Source organism: Roseomonas mucosa ATCC BAA-692 (assembly GCF_000622225.1).
GTDB classification, from domain to species: domain Bacteria; phylum Pseudomonadota; class Alphaproteobacteria; order Acetobacterales; family Acetobacteraceae; genus Roseomonas; species Roseomonas mucosa.
Window position 1 is genome coordinate 206,696 of record NZ_JHWD01000001.1, and the last position, 25,887, is coordinate 232,582.

The 25,887-nt window shown below is 72.1% G+C and carries 26 protein-coding genes and 1 pseudogene; 12 read left to right on the forward strand and 15 right to left on the reverse strand.

Features of this window, described 5'->3' with window-relative positions:
- From hisF to glk, 3 genes are all read right to left on the reverse strand, one after another.
- A complete protein-coding gene (gene hisF / locus BT98_RS0100980; protein ID WP_026033257.1) occupies nt 1-777 on the reverse strand; it encodes an imidazole glycerol phosphate synthase subunit HisF in 777 nt (258 codons plus the stop codon).
- Nucleotides 778-973: 196 nt separating this feature from the next.
- On the reverse strand, nt 974-2,566 hold the full coding sequence (locus BT98_RS0100985) for an ABC transporter substrate-binding protein (RefSeq protein WP_019461461.1): 1,593 nt from the start codon (nt 2,564-2,566) through the stop codon (nt 974-976).
- Nucleotides 2,567-2,709: 143 nt separating this feature from the next.
- The gene (glk, locus tag BT98_RS0100990) at nt 2,710-3,690 is read right to left on the reverse strand and encodes a glucokinase (RefSeq protein WP_019461460.1); all 981 of its coding nucleotides are present in this window, start codon (nt 3,688-3,690) and stop codon (nt 2,710-2,712) included.
- Between the two features lie 258 nt (nt 3,691-3,948).
- Here glk and BT98_RS0100995 point away from each other — a divergent pair, with 258 nt between their 5' ends.
- Together BT98_RS0100995 and BT98_RS0101000 are read left to right on the forward strand one after the other, a co-directional pair.
- The gene (locus tag BT98_RS0100995) at nt 3,949-5,007 is read left to right on the forward strand and encodes a D-TA family PLP-dependent enzyme (RefSeq protein ID WP_019461459.1); all 1,059 of its coding nucleotides are present in this window, start codon (nt 3,949-3,951) and stop codon (nt 5,005-5,007) included.
- Between the two features lie 16 nt (nt 5,008-5,023).
- Nucleotides 5,024-5,482: a RidA family protein gene (locus BT98_RS0101000; protein WP_019461458.1), complete on the forward strand. Its 459-nt coding sequence runs from the start codon at nt 5,024-5,026 to the stop codon at nt 5,480-5,482.
- A 316-nt stretch (nt 5,483-5,798) separates the two neighbouring features.
- Here the strand turns inward: BT98_RS0101000 and hisA are convergent, their stop codons facing one another.
- From hisA to BT98_RS0101030, 6 genes are all read right to left on the reverse strand, one after another.
- Nucleotides 5,799-6,521, reverse strand: coding sequence for a 1-(5-phosphoribosyl)-5-[(5-phosphoribosylamino)methylideneamino]imidazole-4-carboxamide isomerase (gene hisA, locus BT98_RS0101005; RefSeq protein ID WP_019461457.1), 723 nt, complete (start codon nt 6,519-6,521; stop codon nt 5,799-5,801).
- A complete protein-coding gene (locus BT98_RS0101010) occupies nt 6,518-7,069 on the reverse strand; it encodes a GNAT family N-acetyltransferase (protein ID WP_019461456.1) in 552 nt (183 codons plus the stop codon). The genes hisA and BT98_RS0101010 overlap by 4 nt, the downstream gene beginning before the upstream one ends.
- 20 nt (nt 7,070-7,089) lie before the next feature.
- Nucleotides 7,090-7,743, reverse strand: a complete 654-nt coding sequence (gene hisH, locus BT98_RS0101015) for an imidazole glycerol phosphate synthase subunit HisH (RefSeq protein ID WP_019461455.1) — start codon at nt 7,741-7,743, stop codon at nt 7,090-7,092.
- Nucleotides 7,740-8,126 carry a DUF2628 domain-containing protein gene (locus tag BT98_RS22755; protein WP_019461454.1) on the reverse strand — a complete coding sequence of 129 codons (387 nt, stop codon included), beginning with the start codon at nt 8,124-8,126 and terminating at the stop codon, nt 7,740-7,742. Before BT98_RS22755 ends, hisH begins: the two co-directional genes overlap by 4 nt.
- Nucleotides 8,126-8,746 (reverse strand): imidazoleglycerol-phosphate dehydratase HisB, encoded by a 621-nt coding sequence (gene hisB, locus BT98_RS0101025; RefSeq protein ID WP_019461453.1) that lies wholly within the window; start codon nt 8,744-8,746, stop codon nt 8,126-8,128. Before hisB ends, BT98_RS22755 begins: the two co-directional genes overlap by 1 nt.
- Nucleotides 8,747-8,849: 103 nt before the next feature.
- Nucleotides 8,850-10,040 (reverse strand): energy transducer TonB, encoded by a 1,191-nt coding sequence (locus BT98_RS0101030; protein WP_027297119.1) that lies wholly within the window; start codon nt 10,038-10,040, stop codon nt 8,850-8,852.
- A gap of 497 nt (nt 10,041-10,537) precedes the next feature.
- Here BT98_RS0101030 and hslV point away from each other — a divergent pair, with 497 nt between their 5' ends.
- Together hslV and hslU are read left to right on the forward strand one after the other, a co-directional pair.
- Nucleotides 10,538-11,107, forward strand: coding sequence for an ATP-dependent protease subunit HslV (gene hslV / locus BT98_RS0101035; RefSeq protein WP_019463355.1), 570 nt, complete (start codon nt 10,538-10,540; stop codon nt 11,105-11,107).
- Between the two features lie 2 nt (nt 11,108-11,109).
- Entirely contained in the window at nt 11,110-12,456 is a 1,347-nt protein-coding gene (hslU, locus tag BT98_RS0101040; RefSeq protein WP_051005054.1) for an ATP-dependent protease ATPase subunit HslU, read from the forward strand.
- Between the two features lie 352 nt (nt 12,457-12,808).
- On the opposite strand, the gene BT98_RS0101045 is transcribed toward hslU, so the two are convergent.
- The 3 genes from BT98_RS0101045 to rnd form a co-directional block, all read right to left on the reverse strand.
- Nucleotides 12,809-14,770 (reverse strand): AI-2E family transporter, encoded by a 1,962-nt coding sequence (locus BT98_RS0101045; protein ID WP_019461942.1) that lies wholly within the window; start codon nt 14,768-14,770, stop codon nt 12,809-12,811.
- A 376-nt stretch (nt 14,771-15,146) separates the two neighbouring features.
- The gene (locus BT98_RS0101050) at nt 15,147-15,383 is read right to left on the reverse strand and encodes a CsbD family protein (RefSeq protein ID WP_019461941.1); all 237 of its coding nucleotides are present in this window, start codon (nt 15,381-15,383) and stop codon (nt 15,147-15,149) included.
- 158 nt (nt 15,384-15,541) lie between these two features.
- Nucleotides 15,542-16,726, reverse strand: a complete 1,185-nt coding sequence (rnd, locus tag BT98_RS0101055; protein WP_019461940.1) for a ribonuclease D — start codon at nt 16,724-16,726, stop codon at nt 15,542-15,544.
- 297 nt (nt 16,727-17,023) lie between these two features.
- On the opposite strand from rnd, the gene aspS reads away from it, so the two are divergent.
- The gene (gene aspS, locus BT98_RS22760; RefSeq protein WP_019461939.1) at nt 17,024-18,889 is read left to right on the forward strand and encodes an aspartate--tRNA ligase; all 1,866 of its coding nucleotides are present in this window, start codon (nt 17,024-17,026) and stop codon (nt 18,887-18,889) included.
- Nucleotides 18,890-18,920: 31 nt separating this feature from the next.
- On the forward strand, nt 18,921-19,802 hold the full coding sequence (locus BT98_RS0101065; RefSeq protein WP_019461938.1) for a cell envelope integrity EipB family protein: 882 nt from the start codon (nt 18,921-18,923) through the stop codon (nt 19,800-19,802).
- 47 nt (nt 19,803-19,849) lie between these two features.
- On the opposite strand, the pseudogene BT98_RS28520 reads toward BT98_RS0101065, so the two are convergent.
- The 3 genes and pseudogenes from BT98_RS28520 to BT98_RS22770 all read right to left on the reverse strand — a co-directional run bounded on the left by BT98_RS28520 (nt 19,850) and on the right by BT98_RS22770 (nt 22,394).
- Nucleotides 19,850-21,268, reverse strand: a pseudogene (locus BT98_RS28520) (carbohydrate porin).
- A gap of 116 nt (nt 21,269-21,384) precedes the next feature.
- Nucleotides 21,385-22,149 (reverse strand): flagellar type III secretion system pore protein FliP, encoded by a 765-nt coding sequence (gene fliP, locus BT98_RS0101080; RefSeq protein ID WP_019462658.1) that lies wholly within the window; start codon nt 22,147-22,149, stop codon nt 21,385-21,387.
- Nucleotides 22,146-22,394, reverse strand: a complete 249-nt coding sequence (locus BT98_RS22770; RefSeq protein WP_019462659.1) for a flagellar biosynthetic protein FliO — start codon at nt 22,392-22,394, stop codon at nt 22,146-22,148. The genes fliP and BT98_RS22770 overlap by 4 nt, the downstream gene beginning before the upstream one ends.
- 133 nt (nt 22,395-22,527) lie before the next feature.
- Here BT98_RS22770 and BT98_RS0101090 point away from each other — a divergent pair, with 133 nt between their 5' ends.
- Genes BT98_RS0101090 through BT98_RS0101115 form a run of 6 tightly spaced genes read left to right on the forward strand, consistent with a single transcriptional unit; the run spans nt 22,528 to nt 25,854 of the window.
- Nucleotides 22,528-22,950 (forward strand): flagellar basal body rod protein FlgB, encoded by a 423-nt coding sequence (locus BT98_RS0101090; RefSeq protein WP_019462660.1) that lies wholly within the window; start codon nt 22,528-22,530, stop codon nt 22,948-22,950.
- Nucleotides 22,951-22,980: 30 nt separating this feature from the next.
- The gene (gene flgC, locus BT98_RS0101095; RefSeq protein WP_019462661.1) at nt 22,981-23,391 is read left to right on the forward strand and encodes a flagellar basal body rod protein FlgC; all 411 of its coding nucleotides are present in this window, start codon (nt 22,981-22,983) and stop codon (nt 23,389-23,391) included.
- Nucleotides 23,388-23,693, forward strand: a complete 306-nt coding sequence (fliE, locus tag BT98_RS0101100; protein WP_019462662.1) for a flagellar hook-basal body complex protein FliE — start codon at nt 23,388-23,390, stop codon at nt 23,691-23,693. Before flgC ends, fliE begins: the two co-directional genes overlap by 4 nt.
- A gap of 41 nt (nt 23,694-23,734) precedes the next feature.
- Nucleotides 23,735-24,010 (forward strand): flagellar biosynthetic protein FliQ, encoded by a 276-nt coding sequence (locus tag BT98_RS0101105; protein ID WP_019462663.1) that lies wholly within the window; start codon nt 23,735-23,737, stop codon nt 24,008-24,010.
- A 28-nt stretch (nt 24,011-24,038) separates the two neighbouring features.
- A complete protein-coding gene (locus BT98_RS0101110; protein ID WP_019462664.1) occupies nt 24,039-24,812 on the forward strand; it encodes a flagellar biosynthetic protein FliR in 774 nt (257 codons plus the stop codon).
- Nucleotides 24,813-24,816: 4 nt separating this feature from the next.
- Nucleotides 24,817-25,854: an EscU/YscU/HrcU family type III secretion system export apparatus switch protein gene (locus BT98_RS0101115; protein WP_019462665.1), complete on the forward strand. Its 1,038-nt coding sequence runs from the start codon at nt 24,817-24,819 to the stop codon at nt 25,852-25,854.
- Nucleotides 25,855-25,887 lie beyond the last annotated feature (33 nt).

Consider the following 25,887-nt stretch of genomic DNA (forward strand, 5'->3'; position numbering starts at 1 on the left):
TCAGGCGGCCTCCGCCTCGCTGGGCGGGCGGACCGGCAGGCCGGCGGCGGCCAGCGCCGCCTTGGCTTCCCCGATCCGCATCTCGCCGTAATGGAACACGCTGGCGGCGAGCAGGCCGGTGGCCCCGGCCCGCGCGCCCTCCACGAAATGGGTGACGTTGCCGACGCCGCCGGAGGCCACCAGCGGCAGCCGTACCGCGGCGCGCACGGCGCGCAGCAGATCCAGGTCGAAGCCGGACTTGGTGCCGTCGCGGTCCATGGAGGTCACGAGCAGCTCGCCCGCCCCCAGTTCCGCGACGCGGCGGCACCAGCCGATGGCGTCGATGCCGGTGCCGCGGCGGCCGCCATGGGTGAAGACCTCCCACTTCCCGGGCGCGACGTTGCGCGCATCCACCGCCACCACGATGGCCTGGGAGCCGAAGGCCTCGGCCGCGCGACGCACGAGGCCGGGATCGGCCACGGCGGCGGAGTTGATCGAGGCCTTGTCGGCGCCGGCGAGGAGCAGGGCGCGCACATCCTCCACCGAGCGGACGCCGCCGCCGACGGTGAGGGGGATGAAGACCTTCTCCGCGGTACGCGACACGACGTCGAGCATGGTGCCGCGGTTCTCATGCGTCGCGCCGATGTCGAGAAAGGTGATCTCGTCGGCGCCCTCGGCATCGTAGAGGCGGGCCTGTTCCACGGGGTCCCCCGCATCGCGCAGCGACACGAAGTTGACCCCCTTCACGACACGCCCGTCCTTGACGTCGAGGCAGGGAATGACACGCAGGGCGAGCAGGGCGGCGGTTCCTCCGGGGCGGGAAGGGAGCGACTGTGACAAGGCCGCGATGCGCCGGAAGTTGTTCCGGGTCAAGCTGGGACCCGTGCATCCTGCTCATGTGATCCCGGGTCGCCGGATGCGGCCGCCAGTCGGGGCGCCGCGCCGGCCCGGGCCTGCGGAGGCCTGCCGGAAACGGGCCCGCCGGAACTGCCCGTCAGGGCGTGGGCCGCAGCCCCTGGGCCAGGGTGTATTCGTCGCGGCGCGGCTCGTAGCGCAGGCCCTTCCGGCTGGCCCAGCTGTTGTTGAGCAGGAAGAGCGGCATCAGCCCGACATCCTCGGTGGCCAGCTTCGTCGCCTGCCGCAGCAAAGCCTCGCGCCGCCCATCATCCAGCGTGACCAGGGCCTGGTCGATCAGCCCGTCCAGCGCCGGGTTGCTGTAGCGGCTGAAATTCGGCTGGCCGCGCCCGGCCTCGCGGCTGAAGGTCGCCACCACGTTGCGGAGGAGCGAGGAGGCCTCGTTGCTGCTACTGCCCCAGCCGCCGAGGCGGACCGGCAGGTCGACCCTGGTGCCGCGTGCCAGATAGACCGACCAGGGCAGGGCCTCGATCGTGGTGGCGACGCCGATGCGGCTCCACATCTGCGCCACGGCCTGGGCGACCTTGGCGTCGTTGGGATAACGGTCGTTCGGCGTGGCCAGGGTGACGCGCAGCCCCTTCGGGAAGCCCGCCTCCGCCAGCAGGCGGCGCGCGGCGGCGGGGTCGTGCGTCGGCACCGGGACCTCCGGCGCATAGGACCAAGTGCCGGGCGGCAGCCACTGCCCGGTCGGCGTGGCGGTGTTCTCCATGATCCGCGTGGCCAGCGCCTCGCGGTCGATGGCGATGTTCAGCGCCTGCCGCACCCGCCGGTCGAGGAAGGGGTTGCGGCCGAGCGGCTGGCCGTCGATGCCGCTGACGCCGGGCACGTCGCCCTCGCGCGAAAAGTCCGTCTGCAGGTAGATCAGCCGCGTGCCCTGCACCGTGGTGACGGAAAGGCGCGGGTCGCGCGACAGGCGTGGGAGGTCGTTGCTCGGCACCTGGTCGATCAGGTCCACGTCGCCGGCCAGGAGTGCCGCGACGCGCGAGCCGTCATTGGCGATGAAGCGGTAATGCACCTGCGCCCAGGGTTCCCGGCCGCCCCAGTAGTCCTCGTTGCGCACCAGCTCCGCCCGTTCGCCGGCGGTGAAGGAGGCGTAGCGGTAGGGGCCGGTGCCGATCGCCGCCTTGCCGCTGTTGAAGTCCTCGGGCTTCGCATCCTGCGCGGCGTGGCGGGCGATGATGGCGATGTTGGCGAGGTCGCTGGGCAGCAGCGGCCAGGGCTGCTTCGTTTCCACGCGCAGGGTCAGCGGGTCCGGCACCTCCACCCGTGCGATGGGGCGGACCGCGCTGACGAAGCCGCCCTGGGCATTCGGCAGGCGATCGAAGGTGAAGACCACGTCGTCGGCGGTGAAGTCGCGCCCGTCATGCCACTTCACGCCGGGGCGCAGGCGGAATTCCCAGACCCGGTCCGACACGGCGCGCCATTGCGTCGCCAGGCCGGGCCGCAGGTTGCCCGCGGCATCCTGCAGCACCAGCCGGTCGAAGACATGCAGGCCGAGCGCGCTGTTCGAGGCGGTGTTGGAGATATGCGGATCGGCCGAGGCGACAGGGCTGGCGCCGGCGATGGTGACGCTCTGAGCCCGCAGCGGCGCGGCGGGCAGGGCGAGGGCCAGCAGGGCGGCAAGGGCGGCGGCGCGGCGCGCCGGAGCGAGGTTCTGTCGGGCGCGAATCATGGTGCCAACGGGATAGCCCGGAGGATGCGGCACGGAAAGTGTTTTGCGGGAAAACACTATTTGATGTCGTGTTTTAACCGCCTTGTCGTGCCCTGGCGCGGGCGGCCCCGCGGGATGCCCCCCGGGACCGGGGGAAGCACCCCCTACCGCGCATGGTGCATGGCGAAGGCTGCGGCGGCGCCGTAGAGGCCGGGCTGCGGGTGAGTGATGCGCTTCACCGGGATCGCGGCCATGTTGGTCTCGAAGCGGCCCTTGGCGGTGAAGCGGTCGGCAAAGCCCGAGACGGCGAGCCGGTCGGCGATGCGGGGCACGATGCCGCCGGCCAGCACCACCGCCTTGGCGCCGTGCACCAGGGCGACATCACCGCAGAAGGTGCCGAAGGCGAGGCAGAAGCGCTCCAGCGCCGCCGCCGCCAGGGCGTCCTCGCCGGAGGTGGCGGCCTGCCACAGGGCGGTGTCGGTGCCATGGGTGGGGGCGCGGCCCTCGATGGCGGCCAGGGCCTCGTAGATGTTGAGCAGGCCTGGGCCGGAGACCACACGCTCCGAGGAGACGCGGCGGAAGCGGTCGCGCAGCCGTTGCAGGATCCCGTCCTCCAGCCGGTCCACCGGGGAGAAGTCCATGTGGCCGCCCTCGCATTCGATCACATGGACATGCCCGTCGCGCCGCAGCACCAGCGCGACGCCGAGGCCGGTGCCCGGGCCGATCACGCTGATCGTGCCGCTTTCCGGCAGGGGCTGGTCCGGGCCCCCGTCTGGGCCGCTGAGATGGGCGAGGTGTTCGGGCCCGACCGCGGCCACCGCATGGCCCACCGCGCCGAAATCGTTGATCAGGGTGATGTGCTCCACCCCGAGCTGGGCGGGAAGCTGCGCCGGGCGGATCACCCAGGGGTTGTTGGTGAGCTTCAGCACCTCCGTGTCCACCGGGCAGGCGACGGCGATGGCGGCCTCGGGCGGCGTGGGGCGGCCGAGATGGCGGGCGAAACCCTCCCAGGCGGTCTGCAGGCTGGCATGCTCGGCGGTCTTCAGCACCACCGGCTCGCCGAGGGAGAGGACGCGGCCGCCCTCGACCTCTGCGATGGCGAAGCGGGCATTGGTGCCGCCGATATCGGCCGTGACGATCTCCATGCGGGCCTTCTCCGTGGTTGCGTGGCCGCTGGGCGGCCGGTGGCGCGGCGCCTGGCTTCGCCCGGCGGCGCACCGGAGTCCACCATGCCAGCCATCGCATCCGCGCGACAGGCGGCAGGGCCGGGGTGCCTGCCGCAGGCGCTGCCTCCGGGGCGATGCGGGGTTGAGGCCGGGGCGATGGCCCTCTATCCCCGGGGAACGCATCCCGGCGGCCGCTTCCCGGCCCTTCCGGGTGCGGGCTGCGGAAAGGATGGGCGGATGCGGGTCGAAGAGCTGGAAACCCCGGTGCCGGTGGTGGATCTCGACGTGATGGAGCGCAACCTGAAGCGGATGCAGGACTACTGCGACGCGCATGGCATCGCGCTGCGCCCGCACATCAAGACGCACAAGCTGCCGCGCCTGGCGCAGCGGCAGGTGGAGCTGGGGGCGAAGGGCATCACCTGCCAGAAGCTGGGCGAGGCCGAGGTGATGGCCGATGCCGGGCTGGACGACATCTTCATCTCCTATCCGCTGATCGGCGAGGCCAAGGCGCACCGGCTCGCGGCACTGGCGAAGCGGGTGCGGATGCGGGTCGCGGTGGACAACCCGCTGGCGCTGGCCACGGCGGCGCAGGCGGCGCGCGAGAGCGGCGCCGAGATCGGCGTGGTGGTGGAATTCGACAGCGGCAACAAGCGCACCGGCGTCGAGACGGTGGGCGAGGCGCTGGTGCTGGCGAAGGAGATCGCGGCGACGCCGGGGCTGCGCTTCGACGGGCTGATGACCTATCCGACCTCGGCGCAGACCAGGGTCTTCCTGGAGGAGGCGCGGCCGGCCTTCGCGGCGGCGGGGCTGGAGATTCCGATGCTCTCCGGCGGCGGCTCGCCCGGTGCCTGGGCGGTGCACGAGGTCGCGCCGATCGACGAGATGCGGGTCGGCACCTACATCTACAACGACCGCGCCATGGTCGGCGCCGGCGCGGCGACGCTGGACGACTGCGCCATGGTGGTCTGGGCCACCGTGATCAGCCGCCCGGCCGAGGGGCGCGCGATCCTCGACTGCGGCTCCAAGACCCTGTCCAGCGACATGGTGGCGCCCGAGGTCGGGCCGGGCTACGGGCTGATGCCCGACTACCCGGATGCGGTGATCACCCGCGTGAACGAGGAGCACGGCACGGTGGATGTCAGCCGCTGCGCGAAGAAGCCGGAGCTCGGCGAGCGCGTGCGGATCATCCCCAACCACACCTGCGTGGTGACCAACCTGCATGACGAGGTGGTCTTCGCCCGCGATGGCGAGGTGGTCGGCTCCTGGCCGATCCCGGCCCGCGGCATGACGCGCTGAGGCCGGGAGAGAAACGATGGACGCCGAAGCGAAGCTCCGCGAACTCGGCCACGAGCTGCCCGTGCTGGGCAAGCCGCTCTTCTCCTACGTGCCGTTCCGGCGGGCGGGGGACACGGTCTATATCTCCGGCCAGGTGCCGCGGCTGGCAGACGGCTCGCTGATCACCGGGCAGGTCGGCACCGTCCTGGACCTGGAGGCGGCGCGCAAGGCCGCCCTGCTCTGCGGGCTGCATATCCTGGCCGTGGCCAGGGCGGCGGCGGGCAGCCTGGAGAAGGTGGAGGTGCTGAAGGTCTTCGGCATGGTGAACGCCGCGCCGGGCTATGGCGACCAGCCCAAGGTGATCGACGCCTGTTCCAACCTGTTCGTCGATGTGCTGGGCGAGCGCGGGCGCCATGCCCGCTCGGCGGTCGGCATGGGCTCGCTGCCCTCCGACGTGCCGGTGGAGATCGAGGCGGTGATCCGCATCCTCGACTGACGCGCCAGCAGCGGATCGCTGCGGGGCGGGCAGCGCGTCGGCGTCACGGGCCGCCAGGCGCCGCATGTGCCGCGCGATGAAGGGCAGCTTCCAGCGCGCGACGCCGAGGTGGTCGAGGATGGCGCCCGCCTCCAGAGGCCGCGCAGCCCTTCCGCCTCGCCCGGCCGGGTGCAGCGGAAGCCGTAGCGGTCCGCCACCCCGTTCAACACGCCGGCGAACCAGGGGAAGCTGTCGGCAAGCGTGCCGTCGAAGTCGAAGGCCGCCAGCGCGTAGGGCGGGGCGGGCGGGGCGTCCGCCACCGGCTGGCGCGCGGCGCTCAGCCTGCCGCGGCCAGGGCCTGGGCCGGGGTCAGGCGGCCGTCATAGAGGGCGCGGCCGACGATGACGCCCTCGATCGTCCCGGCCTCGCGCACGGCGGTGATGTCCTCCACCCCCGCGACGCCGCCGCTGGCGATGACCGGGGTGGTGAGCCGCGCGCCCAGCGCCGCCGTGGCCTCCACGTTCACGCCGCCCAGCATGCCGTCGCGGTCGATATCCGTGTGGATGATGGCGGCCGCACCGGCATCCTCGAAGCGCAGCGCCAGCTCGCGCGCCGTCATCTCGCCGACCTCCGCCCAGCCCTCGGTGGCGACGTGGCCGCCCTTGGCGTCGATGCCGATGGCGACGCAGCCGGGATAGGCGCGGCAGGCGGAACGGGCGAAATCCGGGTCCTTGGCGGCGGCGGAGCCCAGGATCACCCGCGCCACCCCGGCCTCCAGCCAGGATTCCAGCGTGGCCATGTCGCGCACCCCGCCACCGAGCTGCACAGGCAGCGAGGTGGCGCCGAGGATGTCGCGCACCGCCGCCGCATTGGCCGGGCGGCCGGCGAAGGCGCCGTCCAGGTCCACCACATGCAGCCAGCGGAAGCCGGCGCCGGCGAAGCTGGCGGCCTGGGCGGCGGGGTCCTCGCTGTAGACGGTGGCCTGGTCCATCTCGCCGCGGCGGAGGCGGACGACACGGCCGCCCTTGAGGTCGATGGCGGGGTAGATGGTCAGGCTCACATCCGGTCCTTTCCGCGTCGGCCCCGCCCGGGCTCCAGCAGCTTGTAGTAGTAGTGGCCGGGCACGGTGGCGCCTTCGACCCGGGCATAGGCGGGGTGGGTTCCCCACCGGATATAGCCGCAGGCCTCGAAGAGCGCGATGGCGGTATGCTGCGTCGCACGCACGTCGAGGTTCAGCACCCGGTGGCCCAGCGCCGCCGCCCGTTCCTCCACCCGCCGCATCAGCAGCCGCGCGAGGCCGTGGCCGCGGGCATAGGGGGCGATATAGGCGTGGCTGAGCTGGGCGGCCCAGGCCTGGGCCTCGTTGTTGCGGGGCGGGCGCATGAGCTGGGCACTGCCGACCGGATGGCCATCCAGACGGGCGACGAAGAGCTCCCGCTCCGGCACCAGCATCACGCCGCGGAAATGGCGCTCCAGGATCTCGCGCCCCTGCGGCATGATCCAGCCGAAGCCGCCGCCCTCGGCGATGGCGGCGTCGGTCGCCTCGCAGAGCTCGGCGAGGTCGGCCTCGTCCAGCGAATCGACCCGCTCCACCGAAAGCTCGTGCATGGGGTTGGGCAGGGGACCGTTCACGGAGACCAGCGCAGGAAGTTGCCGAGCATGCGCAGGCCGAGGCCGCCGCTCTTCTCCACATGGAACTGCGTGCCGGCGAGGTTGTCGCGCCCCACCATGGCGCAGACCGGCCCGCCATAGCCGGCACTGGCCAGCAGCTCCCCGGCCGCTCCACCGCGGAGCGCGTAGGAATGCACGAAATAGGCGTGCTCCCCGGGCGCCACCCCGGCCAGAAGCGGGTGCGAAGGGGCCGCGAGGTCCAGCCCGTTCCAGCCCATCTGCGGCAGGGGCAGCGGGGAGGCATCAGGCCCGACCGGGTCCATCGGCGCGATCTCGCCCCGGATCCAGCCCAGGCCGGGATGGCTGCCGTGCTCCAGCCCGCGCTCGGCCATCAGCTGCATGCCGACGCAGATGCCCAGGAAGGGGCGGCCCCGCCGCTCCACTGCCTCGCGCAGCGCCTCCTCCATGCCCGGCAGCGCGTCCAGGCCGTGGCGGGTGGCTGCGAAGGCACCCTGGCCCGGCAGCACGACGCGGTCCGCCGCCGTGACATCCTCCGGCCGGGTGGTGACGTCGATCGCCGCCGCGAGGCCGGCCTCCCCGGCCGCCCGGCGAAAGGCGCGCAGCACGGAGGCGAGGTTGCCCGCCCCGGTGTCGATGACGGCGATCCTCATGCGGGCCTCCCGGCCGGGGATCGTCCACCCAGGCGCAGCAGCGCCACCTCCTCGTCCGCCCCGGCCACCACGCCGGATTCCGGCAGGCCGCGCCGCGCCAGCGTCCAGCGCTGCACGTCGCGGGCCTGGAAGCCCGTCAGCAGCGCCAGGGCGAGGCCGGCCCAGGAGGATGAGGCACCGGGCAGGAAGGCGATGGCGACGGCCAGCACGATCCAGCCGAGCAGGCCCCACCAGAGGCCCTTGAACAGGAACCAGAGCGGGCCGAACAGAAAGGCGGCGAAGGAGAAGCCTTCCGGCACCAGCACGGGCTCCGCCGCGCGGGGCGCCATGCCCGTGACGGGAACGGAGGTGCGGGGCGGCGTGTGGATGGTGAAGACCCGCATCACGCCTCCAGCATTCCCTTGGTCGAGGGGATCGCCCCCGCCGCGCGGGGGTCGGGCTCCACCGCCTGGCGCAGCGCGCGGGCCACGGCCTTGAAGCAGCCCTCGGCGACATGGTGCGCGTTGTGCCCGTGCCGCAGCATCACATGCAGGGCGAAGAGCCCGTTGGAGGAAAGGGCGCGGAAGAACTCCTCGAACAGCTCCGTGTCCATCTCCCCGATCTTCGGGCGCTCGAAGGGCACTTGCCAGACCAGGAAGGGGCGGCCCGAAAGGTCGATCGCCGCCTCGGCCAGTGCCTCGTCCATCGGCACCACGGCATGGCCGTAGCGCCGAATCCCGCGCTTCTCGCCCAGCGTGCGGCGCAGCGCCTGGCCCAGCACGATGCCGACATCCTCGGTGGTGTGGTGGAAGTCCACATGCAGGTCGCCCCGCGCCTCGACCCTGAGGTCGAACATGGCGTGGCGGGCCAGCGCCGTCAGCATGTGGTCCAGGAAGCCGATGCCCGTCGCGATCTCCGCCTGTCCCGTGCCGTCGAGGTCGAGGCGGAGCGTGATGGCGGTCTCGCCCGTCTCGCGGGCGATCTCGGCGATGCGGGGGGCGAGGGGAGCGGGGACGGCATTCATGGCGTCCGTTTAGTCCCGAGGGGGCAACCGGGGGAAGAGGGAGGCGCGGCCAGGGAAAGCCGCCGCCCGCCGGCATCCGGCAGGAGGCCGCGCCGGCATGGGTTCAGCGGCGGATCAGGATGTAGTCGATGGTCAGGGTGATCTCCGTGCTGTCGGCCCTGGTCCCTTCCGGAAAGGGCGGCAGGGTCTTGTCCCGCAGCATGGCCTGCGCGCCCATGTCGAGCCACTTGGAGCCGGACCGGCTGACCAGCCGCAGGTCCTGCACCCGCCCGTTCTTCAGCACGGTGAAGCGCACGGTGGCGGTGCCGTCCTCCCCCGCCATGGCGGCCATCTGCGGGTAGTAGCCGTTCCGGTCCAGCCAGGCGCGGAAGGCGGCCATCCAGTCGGCGCCCGGATTGGCGCCCTGGATCCTCACCGAGGTCCCGAGGTCGGAGGGCGAGGCGGCGCGCGGCGCGCGCGGGGAGGGCGTGTTGAAGGACAGGTCGAGCCCGCGGCCCTGGCCGGTGGCGTTCGGCCGGATGTTCGGGCGCGGCACGGCCTGGGACAGGTTCACCGCCGGGCCGCGGCTGAGGTCCAGCGCCCCGGCGAAGGGCGAGGGCGCGCGATGCGGCGCGGGCGGCCGGGCGGGCGCGGGAGCTGCCGGGCGGGGCGGCGCCGGGGGCGCGGGAGGCGGCGGTGGCGGCAGCTCCTCCGCGACCGTGGGCGGCTGCGGCGGCGGGGGTTCGGCCGTGCGTGGCTGGGGCGGGGTGGGAAGCGGCGGCGGCGGGGCGGGGGGCGGCGGGGCCTCCTGCGCCTGCGGGGTGGGCTCGGGCTGCGGCGCCTGCACGGGCGGGGTCTCGGCCGGCGGGGCCAGCGGGGCGGCTTCCGGCCGCGGCGCCTCGGCCAGGGCGGGCGGCGGCGGGGCGGCGCTTTCGGGGCTCGGCGGCGGCATGGGGGCCGAGGGAGGCTCCTGCGGCCGTGCGGTCCGCTGCGCGTCCCCGGCATCCTCGAAGATCACCGGCACGCCGGCCTCGGGCAAGGGTGTCGGCTGTTCCCGCCCCTGCCAGGTCAGCAGCAGCGCCAGAAGGAGGGCGGCATGGAGCAGGGCCGAGGCGAGAAAGGCCGGCCGCCGCCAGCGGCGCCAGCCACGATCCTCCGGCCGCTTGCCGCCGGATGGCGGGCGGGCGGGCGCGGGAGGTCGCGCCGGCGCGCCATGACCGCCACCGGGTGGCAGCGGGGGCGGGGCGGGCAGCAGGCCGGGAGGCTGACGCAGGGCCATGGCCGGCAGGACCGGGGCGAGCCGTTGCACGCGCATGCGATTCAACTTCCGCAGCCTGTCCTGACCAAGAGATTCCGGCTCACCTTGCCCGGCATCGTGCCCCATTCCACCCGCCCGGGGACATCCATGACCCCAGGCCTTCTCATCAAGGCGCCCTCGGCCGGACCTGACCCCACAGGCTGATCCATCCGGGACCCTGTCCGGCATCCTGTCGCGCCGCGTCCGTCCGGAAGCCAGTCGGCGGCGCCACCCCGAAAGGTTGGTCCCCGAAGGCGACGGCCAGGGCCGCCCGCCTGGCGAAGGGGGTGCCGGCACCGCCAGGGGGCGCAGCAAAGCACAGCGGCGCCTCTTCCGCACCCGCCTTCTGCGCTCCGCCCAGGGCGTTCCCGGCACAGTTCCGGCGGTGTTCCGGGGGGAATCCGGCGGCGCCCTGGCCGGAGGAGACCGAGCCCTTCCGGCACTGCGACCCTGCCCTGCGTTCCGCCCCACCCCCCGGATTGCGCTGCGGCGCGGGGATCGCCACATCGCGGTCCATGCAACAGCATTCCAACCACGACCCTCTTCGTGACCCCCTCGGTTGGCACGGCACCACCATCCTCTGCGTCCGCAAGGACGGGAAGGTGGCCATGGCCGGCGACGGCCAGGTGTCCATGGGTCAGACCGTCGTCAAGAACAACGCCCGCAAGGTCCGCCGCATCGCCGGCGGCCGGGTGATCACCGGCTTCGCCGGCGCCACCGCGGACGCCTTCACCCTGCTCGAACGCCTCGAGGCCAAGCTGGAACGGTTTCCCGACCAGCTCGAACGCGCCGCGGTGGAACTTGCCAAGGACTGGCGCACCGACCGCTACCTGCGGCGGCTGGAGGCGCTGCTCGCTGTGGCGGATAGCAACCGCTCCCTGCTGATCACCGGCCAGGGCGACGTGCTGGAGCCGGAGGACCAGATCATCGGCATCGGCTCCGGCGGCAACTACGCCCTCGCCGCCGCCCGCGCGCTGATGCCGGTGGAGGGGCTGGACGCGGAGGAGATCGCCCGCCGCGCCATGACCATCGCCGCCGATATCTGCGTCTATACCAATGGCCGCTTCGTGCTGGAGACCCTGTGACCATGCCGCTGGACAACTCCCCCGCCGCGGCCGAGCCCGTGAACCTGTCTCCGCGCGAGATCGTTTCGGAGCTCGACCGCTTCATCATCGGCCAGGGCGACGCCAAGCGCGCCGTGGCCATCGCGCTGCGCAACCGCTGGCGCCGCCAGCAGCTTCCTGAGGGGCTGCGCGAGGAGGTGGTGCCGAAGAACATCCTGATGATCGGCCCGACCGGCGTGGGCAAGACGGAGATCGCCCGCCGCCTGGCCAAGCTCGCCAACGCGCCCTTCCTCAAGGTCGAGGCCACGAAGTTCACCGAGGTCGGCTATGTCGGCCGCGACGTGGAGCAGATCGTGCGCGACCTGGTGGAGGCCGCCATCGTGCAGGTGCGCGACACCGCCCGGCGCGACGTGCAGGCCAAGGCCGAGGTCAACGCCGAGGAGCGCATCGTCACCGCCCTGGTGGGCGAGGGCGCCTCGGGCGAGACGCGCATGAAGTTCCGCCGCATGCTCCGCGAGGGATCGCTGGAGGACAAGGAAGTGGAGATCCAGGTCGCCGATGGCGGCGGCACGCCGGTCGGCATGATGGACATCCCCGGCATGCCGCCCGGCGCGCAGATGGCGAACATGCAGGAGATGCTCGGCAAGATGTTCGGCGGCCGCCAGCGCCCGCGCAAGATGCACGTCGCCGACGCGCGTCCGCTGCTGGTGCGGGAGGAGGCGGACAAGCTGCTCGATCAGGAGAAGCTGACCCGCGACGCGGTGTCCCATGCCGAGAACCACGGCATCGTCTTCATCGACGAGATCGACAAGGTCTGTGCCCGCACCACGGAGGGCTTCCGTGGCGGCGACGTGAGCCGCGAGGGCGTGCAGCGCGACCTGCTGCCGCTGATCGAGGGCACCACGGTGAACACCAAGCACGGGCCGGTGAAGACGGACCATATCCTCTTCATCGCCTCGGGCGCCTTCCACCTCGCCAAGCCCTCAGACCTGCTGCCGGAGCTGCAGGGACGCCTGCCGATTCGCGTGGAGCTGAGCGCGCTGACGCGCGACGACTTCCGCCGCATCCTGACCGAGCCGGAGCATTCGCTGGCCAAGCAGTATGTCGCCCTGCTCGGCACCGAGGGCGTGCGGCTGAGCTTCGGCGAGGATGCGATGGACGCGATCGCCGACATGGCGGCGGACATCAACGCGCGGGTAGAGAATATCGGCGCCCGTCGCCTCGCCACCGTGCTGGAGCGGCTGCTGGAGGAGCTGAGCTTCACCGCCGCCGACCGTGCCGGGCAGGAGGTCGCCATCGACGCCGCTTATGTGCGGGAGAAGGTTGGCGCCCTGGCTGCGAGTACCGATCTGAGCCGGTTCATTCTCTGAGCCGTGGCTCTCCGGGGGAGTTGCCGCCTTCCCCGAACCCTCTCCGCCAGGACGCTGCGCGCCCTGGATCCGTTTTCGTTGGCGCCCGCTGATGCCTGATCGCGCCGGAGAGTTTGGCTCTCCGGCGACTGCGGGCGCCAAAAGCGCGGCCGGGATGTCCTTCTTTTCGGGAGCCCCGCCGATCCACCTGCGCCCGGGGATCGGGGCGCAGGCTGACAACCGCCACCGGAACCACTGAAAGCCCGGGGTCCGGGGACCGGCTTCGGTCCCCGGCGGAGTGGGGGTCTCGGGGACGAGGCAGAGCCTTGCTCCCGGGACGGCCGGGAAGCGCAACGTCCAGACCGCCTGCGCCTCACTCCGCTGCCGGGGCCATCTCCGGCACCTGGCTCGCGGCGCGAACGGTTTTCAGGCAGGCGGTGACGGTTTCGGCGAGGGAGGTGGTGTAGTGCTCCGCACCGATGGCGCCGCGCAGGGCGGCGTCGCGCAGCACCTCGTCCTGCGCGTCCCAGAGGCCTACCACGACAGGTGCGCCGGGGGCCTTCTGCCGCAGCCGGCGGAGCAGGTAGCGGAGATGCGCCGGGCTACCGGATATATCCAGGTAGGACAGGCAGATCATGGCCACGCCCGAGAAATCCTGCCGCCCGATCGCGGTGCGGGAAACCGCCTCGTGCGGCAGCAGGCGCGCGCCCAGCCCGTGCCGGCCCAGGATCTGGACCAGCATGGCGGAGGCCGCCTCGTCGAGCGGCCCGCGTCCGGGCAGGCAGAGCACCGCGCCCTCGCCACGCCAGGCCTCGGGCCAGGATTCCGGCGGCGGCAGCACCACGGCGGGAGCGGCGCGGCGGGGCAGGGCCTTTTCCGCCACGCTCTGCTCCTCCACAGCGCTGCGTTCCTCGGGCGGCGTCGGGTCGCGGTCTTCCTGTTCGGCCAGGGACTGCACGAGGACGGAGGTCGTGTCGCGGATCTGCTGCAGTTTGGCCTCGGACAGCACGCCGCGCTGCGCGTCGTTGGCCGCCAGCCGCAGGCCCTTGAGCGCCACCTCGTCGTAGTAGGAGGAAAGGGGCCGGTCCTCCAGCAGGCTCTCGGCCTGCGCCTGGGCCTCGTCCGCGTCGCCGGCCAGCATCCGCTGGTAGAAGTTCTCCGCGGGCGTCAGGGCGGGCCGGTCGCCCAGCATGACGTCAAGGAATTCCAGCCGCTCCACATGCCGGCCCAGCACCACGAGGCAGAGGGTGAGGGGTGTGGCCAGGATCAGGCCGATCGGGCCCCAGAGCCAGGTCCAGAAGATCGCCGCGACGATGACCGAGACGGGGGAGAGGCCGGTGCTGTGGCCATAGACCATCGGCTCCACCACCTGGCCCATGATGGGTTCCGTCACCAGGAAGAGGGCGGCAGTCCAGATCACCATGTTCCAGCCGGGATCGACACCTGCGGCCAGGGCGATGGGCAGGGCGGCGGCCAGTAGCGCGCCGACATAGGGGATGAAGCGGAACAGCGCGGCCAGGATGCCCCAGAGCAGCGGGCTCGGCACGCCGATGAAGAAGAGCCCGGCCGCCACCAAGGCGCCGAAGCAGCCGTTGATGGCGAGCTGGGCGAGGAAGTACTTCGACAGGCGCTTGGCCGCGTCGTCCAGGGCCACGGTGGTGCGGTGCAGGTCGTCCGAGCCGAAGAGGCGGATCAGCCGGTCCCGCAGGTCAGCCTGCTGGAGCAGGATGAAGATGGCGACGATGAAGACGATGAAGACCGTCTCCAGCGGTCCCAGCACGGGCGAGAGCAGTCGCTGCGCCAGTTCCATGGGCGAGGGCGGGCCCTGCTGGATCTCCACCGGCAGTGGCCGGGTGCCTTCGCCGGGCGTGGCGGCGGGTGGCGTGCCCGGCTGGGCATGGTCGATCTGCCGCACGAAATCGTTCACCCAGCCCAGGGCGGTGCCCTGCACCGTGTCCACCTTCCGCTGGATGGTGACCTGATAGCGCGGCAGGTCCTGCGCCAGCCCGGCGATCTGCAGGCCGATGATGCTGCCCAGCACCAGGATCACGCTCATGGCAAGCAGCACCGCCGCCAGCACGGCCGGGGTGCGCCAGAGGCCCAGGCGGCGGAGAAGGCCGACGATCGGCGCCACCACGAAGGACAGCAGGATGGCCAGGGTGATCGGGATCAGCACCTCGCGCGCCAAGTAGAGCGCGCTGACCACCACGACGGCGACCACGATGGTCAGCAGGTGCTTCAGGTCGGGGCTGTAGGGCGGGGGAACCTGGGCTGGGGGAGGAGGGACCTGCCGGGCACCCTGGGCCGCGGACAGGCCGACCGGGCTGGAAGCCATGGCTGGCGCCGGGGGGGATGACGCAGGGATAGCGGAAGACGGGTCGGGCATCGGGCCACATCATGGTGAGGTATGGCCTGCAACGCGTGATGTGACGGAACGGCACACAGGCTCGTTCTCACAACTGCAACAACCCCGCTGTTCCGCAGGGTGTGTCTCCAGAATGGCAAGGATGCGCCGAAAACAGGACGGAACGCAGGCGGCAGGGCCCGGATGAGCGGCTCCCGCACCGCCATCCGGGCCAGGAAGCCGGCGCGGGACCCCACGTCCCGCGATCCGGCCTCCCCCGCGAGGGGGAGGCGCCTTGCGCTGCCTCCGGTGGCGGCGGCCGTGACCGTCGCCGCGCGTTGGTAAGGCAGCGCCGGGGCGCGCCGTGTCAGATGATGCGGAGCCGCCCGATCAGCCAGCCGATGCCGACCGCGATCAGGGCGGAGGTCAGCGGCTGCTCGCGGATCGTGTCCGCCAGGCCGCCCAGGGCGTTCTCGGCACGGCCCTCGGCCTCGTAGTAGTCGCCGCGAGCCTGCATCCGGCTGTCGCCGATCAGCTCGCCCGTGGCGCTCTGCAGGCGGCCGGCGCCCTGCTTCGCGGCGCCGATGATCCGGTCTTCATCCATGGCATGAACCTCGCTTCCCTGATGCCAGGGGCCTTCCCCAAGCTCTGGGCGACCAACGCACCGGGTGGAAGAAGGTTTGGCCGGGAGAGTGCCGGCGGGGCGGATGAGGGCCGGCGGATTTGCCGGCCCACCAGGCCCGCCGCCGGTGCGGCGGGGTTCTACCGGGCCGGGATCAGGCGGATCCGCTTGCCGTCCACCCCCAGGGCGAGGCGGCCGGAGCAGAGCGCCATGGCATCCTCGCCGAAGACCTTGCGGCGCCAGCCGGACAGGGCCTGGACCTGCTCCCCGTCGCGGCAGGCGATGCGGTCGATATCCTCGCCATTGGCGATCAGCTTGGGCGCCACGCTGTGCTCCTCCGCCTTGGCGGCGAGGAGGACCTTGAGCAGCGCCACCAGGGCCGGCGAGGCGGGCGGGCCCTGCTTCTCGCGCGCCAGCTCCGGCAGGGCCTCGTCCGGCAGGTCGCGGGCCTCGGCCAGGGCGGCCAGCAGCCCGGCGCCGGACTTGCCGCGCGCGAAGCCCTCGGACACGCCGCGCGCCCGGGCCAGGCCGGCGGCGTCCTGCGGCATGGTGGCGGCGATCTCCAGCAGGCTCTCGTCCCGCACCAGGCGCTGGCGCGGCACGTTCACCCGCTGCGCCTCGCGCTCCCGCCAAGCGGCGGCGGCGCGCAGGGCCGCCAGGAAGCGGCGGTTGCTGGTGCGGGGGCGCAGCTTCTCCCAGACCGTCTCCGGATCGGTGCGGTAGTTCGCCGGGTCGGTCAGGGCGGCCATCTCCTCGCCCACCCAGTCCAGCCGGTCCTCGCGCTGCAGGCGGTCACGCAGGGCGCGGTAGACCCGGCGCAGATGCGTCACGTCGGCGGCGGCATAGGCGATCTGGGCCGCGGACAGGGGGCGGGCCGCCCAGTCGCTGAAGCGGTGGGCCTTGTCGATCTGCGCATGGGCCAGGGCGCGGACCAGGCTGTCATAGGAAGCCTGGTCGCCGAAGCCGGCCACCATGGCGGCGATCTGGGTGTCGAACATGGGCCGCGGCGTATTGCCGAAGCGGAGCAGGAAGATCTCCACATCCTGCCGGGCGGCGTGGAAGACCTTGACCACCCGCTCGTCGGCCAGAAGCTCGCCCAGCGGGGCGAGGTCCAGCCCCGGGGCCAGGGCATCCACCACCGCGACGTCGCGCTCACCCGCCAGCTGCACCACGCACAGCTCCGGCCAGTAGGTCTTCTCGCGCATGAATTCCGTGTCCACGGTCACGAAATCCTCCTCGCGCAACCGGGCGCAGAGGGCGGCGAGGGCGTCGGTGTCGGTGACCAGGACGGGCGCGGGGTCCGGCGGCGTGGAACGGCGGCTCATCGGCTCCTTCTAGGAGCGGTCCCGGGCGAGGTCCACCGGGCATCGGCAGGAAGCGTTGCGGTTCCGGCATGGGGGCCGGGCGGGGACACCGGTCCGGCGCGGGGCAACGGATGGCCTGGGGGCAGTCCCCGGGGCGGCCGATGGTCGCCGCCACGGGAGCCGGAGGGGACTGCCGGGGCGGGGGGGCAGGCCTGCCGCCCGGCTTTCCCGGCGGCGGCGGTGGCGGGGAGGCTTGACAGGGCGCGCCCCGCCGCCCTTCCTGCCACCCCTTCTCGAATGATCCAGGGTTTTCCTCCCATGCACGCCTACCGCACCCACAACTGCGGCGCCCTTCGCGCCGCCGATGCCGGCAAGACCGCCCGGCTCTCGGGCTGGGTGCACCGCAAGCGCGACCATGGCGGCCTGCTCTTCATCGACCTGCGCGACCATTTCGGCATCACCCAGTGCGTCGTGGCCCAGGGCTCGCCGGTCTTCGAGGCCGCCGATGCGCTGCGCCCCGAGAGCGTGGTGACGCTGACCGGCGAGGTGGTGATGCGCGAGGGCTCCACCGTGAACCCGAAGCTGCCGACCGGCGAAATCGAGCTGCGGGTGCGCGAGCTGGAGGTCCAGTCCGCCGCCGAGGTGCTGCCGATCCAGGTGGCCGGCGACCAGGAATTCCCCGAGGACCTGCGCCTGCGCTACCGCTTCCTCGACCTGCGGCGGGAAAAGCAGCACCGCAACATCATGCTGCGCGCGGGCGTCATCGCCTCCATCCGCCGCCGCATGATCGATCAGGGCTTCACCGAGTTCCAGACGCCGATCCTGACCGCCAGCAGCCCCGAGGGCGCACGCGACTTCCTGGTGCCCGCGCGCAACCATCCGGGCAAGTTCTACGCCCTGCCGCAGGCGCCGCAGCAGTTCAAGCAGCTCGCCATGGTGGCGGGCTTCGACCGTTATTTCCAGATCGCGCCCTGCTTCCGCGACGAGGCGGCGCGCGCCGACCGCTCGCCGGGCGAGTTCTACCAGCTCGACTTCGAGATGAGCTTCGTCACGCAGGAGGACGTCTTCGCCGCCATCGAGCCGGTGATGCACGGCGTGTTCGAGGAGTTCGGGGCGGGGCGCAAGGTCACGCCCGCGCCCTTTCCGCGCATCGCCTACGACACCGCGATGCTGGAATACGGCTCCGACAAGCCGGACCTGCGCAACCCGATCCGGATCACCGACGTCACCGAGCAGTTCCGCGATTCCGGCTTCGGCCTCTTCGCCAAGGTGGTGGCCGGGGGCGGCATCGTGCGCGCCATCCCGGCGCCGGGCGCGGCGGGCAACCCGCGCGGCTTCTTCGACAAGCTGAACGAATGGGCGCGCGCGGAGGGCGCGGGCGGGCTGGGCTACATCCAGTTCGCGGCCGACGGCGCCAAGGGGCCGATCGCCAAGAACCTGGAGGCCGCGCGCGTCGAGGCGATCCGCGAGGCCTGTGGCCTGCGGCCGGGCGACGCGGTCTTCTTCGCCGCCGGCAAGAAGGACGAGACGCCCAAGTTCGCCGGCAAGGTGCGGACGAAGCTGGGCGAGGAGCTGGGGCTGATCGCCAAGGACGAGTTCCGCTTCTGCTGGATCGTCGACTTCCCGATGTACGAGCTGAACGAGGAGACGGGGCTGGTCGATTTCAGCCACAACCCCTTCTCCATGCCGCAGGGCGGGCTCGACGCGCTGAACTCGAAGGACCCGCTGGAGATCAAGGCCTTCCAGTACGACATCGTTTGCAACGGCATCGAGCTGTCCTCGGGCGCCATCCGCAACCACCGGCCGGACATCATGATCCGGGCCTTCGAGATCGCCGGCTATACCGCCGAGCAGGTCGAGGACCGCTTCGGCGGCATGCTGAACGCCTTCCGCTACGGCGCTCCGCCGCATGGCGGCTCGGCGCCGGGCATCGACCGCATCGTGATGCTGCTGGCCGACGAGCCGAACATCCGCGAGGTCATCCTCTTCCCACTGAACCAGCAGGGCGAGGACCTGATGATGCACGCCCCGGCCCCGGTGGAGCCGGCTCGGCTGAAGGAGCTGTCGATCAGGCTCGACCTGCCGCCCGCCAAGCCCGCCGGAAAGCCCGCCGGCCAGGGGGAGACACAGAAGGAAACATCGAAGGACACGGCGGAGGCTTCCGGCGGCGCGGCGAAGGCCTAGATTGGCAGATGCTGTACGAAGGAACCGCCTGATGCGTCTGCGCCCCGTTCTGCGCCTCGCCCCCCTCGGGGCCCTGGCCCTGCTGGCGGCTCCCTGCCTCCTGGTCGCCCTTCCGGCCGGGGCGCAGGCGCCGAAGCCCCCGGCCGCGGCCACGGCCCATCTGCCGGGGGTGCAGGACATGGCGGCGCACCGGGCGGCCTATCGACTGACCCTGGAGAAGACGCGGGAGAACAGCGACGTCGCCGGGGTGCAGGGAGCCATGCTGTTCGAGGTGCTCGACGCCTGCGACGGCTGGACCACCCGCCAGCGGCTGAACCTGCGCATCCTGAACCGGGACGGGCAGCAGATCGACACGGCCTCCGACTACTCGACCTATGAGAGCAAGGACGGCCATACCCTCCGCTTCTCCATGACCCAGAGCAGCGGCGGGGCGGTCAGCCAGCGCGTGGTTGGCGAGGCGACGCGTGAGGCCGACGGCTCGGGCACCATCCGCTACGAGCAGCCGCAGGCCAGCGAGGCCCGCATGCCGCCGGGTACGCTCTTTCCGATGATGCACACCATCAAGGCGATCGACACGGCGGTGGAAGGCCGCCGCATGATGCTCGCCCCGCTGATGGACGGCACCAGCGAGGACGGATCGCAGGACAGCACCACCTTCATCCTGAACTGGGACGGCAAGCCCCAGGAGAAGCCACGCTTTCCGCTGCTGGCCAACCAGGGAAGCGGCCGCATGCGCATCGCCTTCTTCGGCAAGCCGGACGGCAAGGATGCCGGCGGCGCCGCCTCGCCCGACTACGAGGTGGGGCTTCGCTACTACGCCAATGGCGTGGCCGACGACATGAAGATGGATTTCGGCGAGTTCACCCTGAACGGGGCCCTGGAGAAGCTGGACCCCGTTCCGAGCCGCTGCTGATCCCCGCCTGATCCCGGGGAGGGCCGCCGGCCGGCGGCCCGTCCCGGTCAGAGCTTGGCGGCGAGGCGCAGTTCCAGCACCACCGCGTCACGCAGCCGCGCATCGTCGCGGTAGCGCTCGTCCGGGATGCCGGCATCGGGGTGGGAGATCCACTGCACGCCGGGCCGGATCGCGAGGTGGTCGGTGACGGCGGCCTCGTAGTTCGCCTCCAGCACCATTTCCCGGTTCCGGGTCGGCGGCAGGCCGGTGAGCGCGCGCAGCGCCCGGTCCAGGTCGCGCCCGGCGGCGCCCGTCTGGGCATAGGCGAGGCCGATCGAGGCCGTATCGTCCTTCCGCCCGAAGGGGCCGTGCCAGGCGAGGCCGGCATCGCCGTAGAAGTCCAACAGGTTGCGCCCGCCGGGCGTGAAGGACAGGCGGGCGAAGCTGGCGAGGTTCGACGCCGCGCCCCGCCATAGCGTCACCTCCCCCACCGTGTAGAGGCCGTAGTTGTTCGGCTTGCGCGGCACGCCGCCATTGGTCAGGGGATCGACCGAGGCATTGGTGCTGGTGGGCTCGGCGAAATAGATGCCGGGATCGCCACGCTGATCGTCGAAGCCGCCATTGTGGTACCAGGCGCCCAGCTTCGCCACCCAGGGGCGCTGCTTGCTGTCCTCCGGTGCCGCCGCGCCCACCACGCCCTCGGCGATGTAGAAGGTGCCGCCGGCGAAGGAGAAGTTCGTGCCGTAGCGGTTGTGCCGCTGCGGATCGGTGCCGGCGCCGTACTTGCCGCCCGGGTCGCCGGTCATGATTGCCGCCCGGAAGCCGTTGCCGCCCTCCGGATCGCCCAGCGTGAGGCGGATGCCCGGCGCCGCGAAGGGATAGCCCGGCCCGCCCGAGGGCAGGGCTTAGGAGATGCCCATCGGCCAGCCGAAGGTGCCGTTGGTGAGGCTGCCTGCCGCGGCGGCGGTGAAGAACTCGGTATCCGCCGCGATCTGGCCGATGCGCAGGGAACCGATTCCCTCGACCTCCCGCTGCACCCAGAGCTCGGACAGGCGGAAGGTAGGCACGGCCTCCGCGTTGCTGAGCGAGCTGAGGCTGCCGATCAGGCTGGGCGAGGGCTGCCGTCCGACGATGCCATAGGCCGAGGCGCGGGCGGTCCAGCCCTGCCAGCCCGCCAGCGTGCCGAGATCGAGATCCGTCCCCAGCGAGAGCTGGCCGAGCGCGGCGACCCCGCGATGCACGCCACCCCGGGTGTTGGCGAAGCTGTCCAGAAGCACCTGCCCTTCCAGGCAGGCGCCGGGGGTGAGGCTCGCCCCGTCCTCGCAGGCCGGCTCCCTGGTCCCCGGCGTCTCTTGCCCCGGCGCATCGTCCGCACGGGCGGGAGCGGCCGTGGTGCCGGCGAGAAACAGGGCGGTCAGGAGCGGTGGCAGGGAGAGCCGCGACAGGCTGGCTCTCCGGCGATGGAGGGCGGGAAGGCAGGGGGACATAGGACTTCCTGGGTTATATTATAACATTCTGTACAGCCCTACCTTCCCGGCAGGCAAGGGCGACGCAACACCCAACGTTAAGACCGATTCTCATTCGGTGAACAAATGATTCGCCGTCAGTTCGCGAAGCCCTGCACCAGGCTTTCCGAGATCAGCCGCCAGCCATCCACCATCACGAAGAAGATGATCTTGAAGGGCAGGGACACGGCGCTGGGCGGCAGCATCATCATGCCCAGCGACATCAGCAGCGAGGCCACCACGAGGTCGATCACCAGGAAGGGCAGAAAGACCAGGAAGCCGATCTCGAAACCTCGGCGCAGTTCGCTGACCATGAAGGCGGGCACCAGCGCCCGCCAGGGCGCCTCGATCGCCTTTCCGGGCGTCTTTCCGGCATCCCCCCCTGGCGGCGCCAGGCCGGCAAGGTCGAGGAAGAGCGACAGGTCGCCCTCGCGCACATTGGCGGCCATGAAGCTGCGGAAGGGTTCGGCGGAACGCTCCAGCCCCTCCATCTCGCCGATCCTTCCCTCCACCATCGGCTGGATGCCGTCCTCCCAGGCGCGTTCCACCACCGGCTGCATGACGAAGAAGGTAAGGAAGAGCGACAGGCCGATCAGCACCGGATTCGGCGGCACGTTGGCCGCGCCGATGGCGCTGCGCAGCAGGCTCAGCACGATGGTGATGCGCGCGAAGGCGGTGACCATCACCAGCAGCGACGGCGCCAGCGACAGCAGGCCGATCAGCGCGGTGAGCTGCACGAGGCGCGCGGTGGCGCCGGGCTGCCCCGCCTGGCCGAGATCGAGCGAGACCGACTGCGCCAAAGCGGGCCCAGCCAGCAGCAGCGCGGCGCCGAGGGCCGCCGCGAAGAGCGGGGCGCGGCTCATGGCAGCCAGCCCAGCACGCTGTCCTGCGGGCCGCCGGTCAGCAGCAGGACCTCCCGCCCGTCCACGCGCAGCAGGACGAGTCGGCGGCGCGTGTCGAGCGCCAGCACCTCCTGCACGCCGAGGCGCTTGCCGGAGGGCGCGGCGAGGCCGGTCAGCCGCGCGCCGCGCGCCAGCAGCCAGAGCAGCAGCAGCACCGCGCCGAGCGCGGCCAGGGCGGGCAGCCAGGGGGAGAGGGAGGGAGGCATTGTCTTGCGCGGCCTTTTGCCTGCGGGGGGAGTTCCGGAGGCGCATTCTGGCGGCGATGCCTTAACGGCGGGTTGCGCGCCTGCCGGGCGGCGTTGACGGAGTCTTCATCTCCTCCCGCCTAGGCTGCGCGCCATGGAACCGACGCGACGCGACACCGCCGCCACGGGCCCGCTCGGGCGGGACCCCATCGCCCTGTCCGAGCAGCGGCTGAAATGGCTCGACCAGCGCCAGGCCGTGCTGTCGCAGAACGTCGCCAATGCCGACACGCCGCATTACCGCGCCCGCGACATCACGCCCTTCGCCGATCTCCTGGCCAGCAAGGGTGGCCCGGCGCTCGCGCGCACCAATGCCCGCCATCTTCAGCCGCCGGGCGCCGGCAGCGGCCCGGCGCGGGTGCGTGCGGAGCGCCGCGCCGTGGAGGAGACGCCGGACGGCAATGCCGTGTCGCTGGAGGAGCAGGCGATGAAGGTCGCCGACACGGAAACGGCGCACCAGCTCGCGACGGGGCTGCGCCGATCCTGGCTCGGCATGTTCAAGACAGCCCTGGGGCGCTGAGCCCTGGGCCGCTGAGAGGAGCAGAAGGCTTTGGATCTCGACAGCGCGCTGCGGATTTCCGCCGCCGGCATGAATGCCCAGGCCACGCGTCTGCGGGTGGTGGCGGAGAACATCGCGAACCGGGACAGCACCGGCCTGACGCCGGGCGCCGAACCCTATCGCCGCAAGACGGTGAGCTTCGCCAACCATCTCGACCGCGCCAGCGGCACGGACCTCGTCAGCGTCTCGCGCGTCGGCCGCGACAATGGCGAACTGCCGAAGCGATACGAGCCCTCGCATCCCGCGGCGGATGCCAATGGCTACGTCTCCGTGCCGAACGTGGACAGCTTCGTGGAGATGATGGACATGCGCGAGGCCCAGCGCTCCTACAGCGCCAATCTCAGCGTCATGGAAACCTCGCGCGGCATGCTGTCCCGCACGATTGAGGCGCTGCGCGGATGAGCGATCCGGTTTCCGCGAATTTCGCCATCACCGCCTATCGCAGCGCCGGCGGCCCGGGCGCGGCGGAGGCCGGGGGCGACCCGCTGTCCGGCTTCGGCGCGGCCCTGCGGCAGGCGATGGACGGGGCGGTGGAACTCAGCCACCGCGCCGACGCGGCCTCGGCCCAGGCGCTCGGCGGACAGGGCAACGTCACCGACGTGGTCCTCGCCGTCTCCAAGGCGGAGCTATCGCTGCAGACCACCGTGGCGCTGCGCGACAGGATGGTGAGCGCCTATCAGGACATCATGCGGATGCCGATCTGACGCATCCGCTTCCCCCCCTTTCCAGAAGGGAAGAGAACATCGTGGAAAGCGAGATCCTGTCCGCCGCGCTGCGGGAGTCCATGTGGGTCGCGGTGCAGCTGGCCGCGCCCCTGCTGGGCGGCATCCTGCTGGTCGGGCTGGTCGTGGCGCTGTTCCAGGCCATGACGCAGGTGCAGGAGGCCTCGCTGGCCTTCCTGCCCAAGCTGGCCGTTTGCGGCGGCGCGCTGCTGGTCCTGGGCCCCTTCATGGTCGATGCGTTGCAGAACTATGCCGCGACGCTGTTCGACCAGATGGTGGCGCTGGGCGGCGCGCACTGAGCCAGGCGAGGGACGGGGAAAGCCCGCCGTGACCGAGGCCGAGCTGCTGCGCTCCCTGCCGGTGCTGGCCTTCCAGTCGGTGCTGCTGCTGTCGCGGCTGGGTGCGGCGGCGATGATCGCGCCGGGGCTGGGGGAGGCGGACGTGCCCGTGCGCATCCGCCTCGCCGTGGCGCTGGCGCTGGTGCCGCTGCTGCTGCCACTCCTGGCGGGGCAGCTTCCACCGCAGCCGGAGGACATTCCCGGCACGCTGCGGCTGGTCGTGACGGAGCTGCTGGTCGGGCTATGGATCGGCGGCCTGGCGCGGGTGGTGGCGATGGCGCTGTCCGTCGCCTTCCAGATCGTGGCCCTTGCGATGGGCCTCGCCTCGGTGCTGGCCCCGGATGCGCAGATGGGGGCGCAGACGGCGATCCTGGGGCGGCTGGGCAGCCTGGCGACGGCGGTGCTGGTGCTTTCCACCGGCCTCTACGCACAGCCCCTGCGCGCCCTGGCCGACAGCTACGAGGTGCTGCCGCCCGGCGCGCCCTGGCCGGCCGGCGCGGCGGCGGCGGACATGGCCGGAGCCGGGGCTGCGATGCTCGCCCTGGCGCTGCGGCTGGCCTCGCCCTTCCTGCTCGGCCTGTTTCTGGTGAACCTCGCCAGCGGGCTGCTCGCCCGCGTGGCGCCGCAGCTCCAGGTGAACATCCTGGTCAGCCCGGCGCAGATCCTGGGCGGGATGGTGCTGCTGGGGCTGGTGGCGCGGCCGTTGCTGGACAGTTTCCTGGCGGCGCTGGCCGCTTCCTGGGCCGGGCTGCCGGGGCTGTGACGGGATGAGCGAGGAGGCCGAGGACAGGACGGAGGCCCCGACGCCGCGGCGCCTTCAGAAGGCGCGCGAGGAAGGGCAGGTCGCCGTATCGCGGGAGATGGCGGGCTTCGCCTCGCTGGCCTGCGCCGTGCTGGCTGCCAGCCTGGCCCTGCCGGCGGCGGGCATGTCGATGCTGCGCAGCCTGCAGGCCCTGCTCTCCCGCAGCCATGCGGTGCTGCCGGCGGAGGCGCTGTCCGGGTTGGGACGGGATGCCCTGCTGGCGGTGCTGCCGGTGGCGGCGGCGGCGGCGCTGGGGGCGGTGGCGGCCACGCTGTTGCAGACTGGCGGCTTGTTCAGCGCCAAGGGGCTGGTGCCGCAGCTCTCGCGGCTTTCCCCACTGGCCGGGGTGAAGCGCGTCCTGGGGGTGGAGGGGGCGGGGCAGCTCCTGCGGGCCCTGCTGAAGCTGGGGCTGGTCGGGCTGGCCCTGTGGTGGAACCTGGACGATCCCACGCGGCTGCGTTCGGTGATGCAGGCCTCACCCGCACAACTGCTCGCGGTGGCGGGCGAGGAGATGCGGGGCCTCGCCACCGCGGCGGTGCTGGCCTTCGGCCTCGTGGCGCTGGGGGATTTCGGCTGGGAGCGCTTCCGGCACCTCCGCCGCATGCGGATGAGCCGCGAGGACCTCAAGGAGGAGCACAAGGAGAGCGAGGGCGACCCGCACCTGAAGGCGCGGCAGCGGCAGTTGCGGCAACAGGCCTCGCGGCGCCGGATGATGGCGGCGGTGCCCAGGGCCACGGTGGTGGTGACCAATCCCACGCATTACGCGGTGGCCCTGGCCTATGAGAAGGATTCCGGCGCTCCGCGTGTGGTGGCCAAGGGGATGGATTCCATGGCGGGGCGGATTCGCGAGGCGGCGCGGGAGGCAGGCGTGCCGCTGGTGCCCAACCCGCCCCTGGCGCGGGCGCTCTACAAGCTGGAACTGGGGCGGGAGATCCCGCCCGACCATTATGCGGCGGTGGCGGAGATCATCGCCTTCGTCTGGCGCCGGCGCGGCGGGCGCTGAGGGCGCTTCGCCACCCATTCGGCCGGCGCACCC

Coding starts and splice junctions, on each gene's coding strand:
- hisH (WP_019461455.1), bottom strand. CDS start 7,743: ATGAGGATCGCCGTCATCGACACCGGGGCGGGCAACCTCGCCTCCGTG.
- BT98_RS0101090 (WP_019462660.1), top strand. CDS start 22,528: ATGGAACCGACGCGACGCGACACCGCCGCCACGGGCCCGCTCGGGCGG.
- BT98_RS0101010 (WP_019461456.1), bottom strand. CDS start 7,069: ATGCACGAGCTTTCGGTGGAGCGGGTCGATTCGCTGGACGAGGCCGAC.
- glk (WP_019461460.1), bottom strand. CDS start 3,690: ATGGAGATCGTCACGGCCGATATCGGCGGCACCAATGCCCGCTTCGCC.
- aspS (WP_019461939.1), top strand. CDS start 17,024: ATGCACGCCTACCGCACCCACAACTGCGGCGCCCTTCGCGCCGCCGAT.
- BT98_RS0101065 (WP_019461938.1), top strand. CDS start 18,921: ATGCGTCTGCGCCCCGTTCTGCGCCTCGCCCCCCTCGGGGCCCTGGCC.
- BT98_RS22770 (WP_019462659.1), bottom strand. CDS start 22,394: ATGCCTCCCTCCCTCTCCCCCTGGCTGCCCGCCCTGGCCGCGCTCGGC.
- fliE (WP_019462662.1), top strand. CDS start 23,388: ATGAGCGATCCGGTTTCCGCGAATTTCGCCATCACCGCCTATCGCAGC.
- BT98_RS0100985 (WP_019461461.1), bottom strand. CDS start 2,566: ATGATTCGCGCCCGACAGAACCTCGCTCCGGCGCGCCGCGCCGCCGCC.
- hslU (WP_051005054.1), top strand. CDS start 11,110: ATGCCGCTGGACAACTCCCCCGCCGCGGCCGAGCCCGTGAACCTGTCT.
- BT98_RS0101050 (WP_019461941.1), bottom strand. CDS start 15,383: ATGGATGAAGACCGGATCATCGGCGCCGCGAAGCAGGGCGCCGGCCGC.
- BT98_RS0101115 (WP_019462665.1), top strand. CDS start 24,817: ATGAGCGAGGAGGCCGAGGACAGGACGGAGGCCCCGACGCCGCGGCGC.
- hslV (WP_019463355.1), top strand. CDS start 10,538: ATGCAACAGCATTCCAACCACGACCCTCTTCGTGACCCCCTCGGTTGG.
- BT98_RS22755 (WP_019461454.1), bottom strand. CDS start 8,126: ATGCGGGTCTTCACCATCCACACGCCGCCCCGCACCTCCGTTCCCGTC.
- BT98_RS0101000 (WP_019461458.1), top strand. CDS start 5,024: ATGGACGCCGAAGCGAAGCTCCGCGAACTCGGCCACGAGCTGCCCGTG.
- hisB (WP_019461453.1), bottom strand. CDS start 8,746: ATGAATGCCGTCCCCGCTCCCCTCGCCCCCCGCATCGCCGAGATCGCC.
- BT98_RS0101045 (WP_019461942.1), bottom strand. CDS start 14,770: ATGGCTTCCAGCCCGGTCGGCCTGTCCGCGGCCCAGGGTGCCCGGCAG.
- BT98_RS0101030 (WP_027297119.1), bottom strand. CDS start 10,040: ATGCGCGTGCAACGGCTCGCCCCGGTCCTGCCGGCCATGGCCCTGCGT.
- BT98_RS0100995 (WP_019461459.1), top strand. CDS start 3,949: ATGCGGGTCGAAGAGCTGGAAACCCCGGTGCCGGTGGTGGATCTCGAC.
- rnd (WP_019461940.1), bottom strand. CDS start 16,726: ATGAGCCGCCGTTCCACGCCGCCGGACCCCGCGCCCGTCCTGGTCACC.
- fliP (WP_019462658.1), bottom strand. CDS start 22,149: ATGAGCCGCGCCCCGCTCTTCGCGGCGGCCCTCGGCGCCGCGCTGCTG.